Raw genomic sequence first — 389 nt, forward strand, 5'->3', positions numbered from 1 at the left:
TCGTCCGTGCCGTAGCCGGCCATGATGAACAGCGACAGGTTCTCCATCGGGGTGATGTCAAGGCGAACCTTGCCGGCCACTTCTTCGTAGTTGCTGTCGTAAGCAACGACGCCGGTGATCGCGCCCCAGCCCTGCGTCCACTTCACGCCGCCGACGACATGCGGAACGTAGCTGTCGATCGTGTGGAAGCCTTCGCCTTCTTCGAGCGAGATCACGGCCGAGAAGCCGTTGCCAGCGTCGAAGTAGTACTGGACGACGTTGGTATCGAAACCACCGTAGGGAACCAGCGTATCCTGGATGACGTTGCCGGCGTAGCCGATGAACGTGTTGAAGGCCGATTCGTCCTTACCGACGCGAAGACCACCGAGCTGGATCCAGGCGAAGTTCAG

1 protein-coding gene is annotated in these 389 nt (G+C 60.2%); it reads right to left on the minus strand.

Translation table 11 applies throughout. The features are described 5' to 3' along the window. Nucleotides 1-389, minus strand: a 389-nt coding sequence (locus tag E5W87_RS35655; RefSeq protein ID WP_292408730.1) for a porin, incomplete at both ends; no start/stop codon positions are given.

Source organism: Mesorhizobium sp. (assembly GCF_004962925.1).
Lineage (GTDB): Bacteria > Pseudomonadota > Alphaproteobacteria > Rhizobiales > Rhizobiaceae > Mesorhizobium.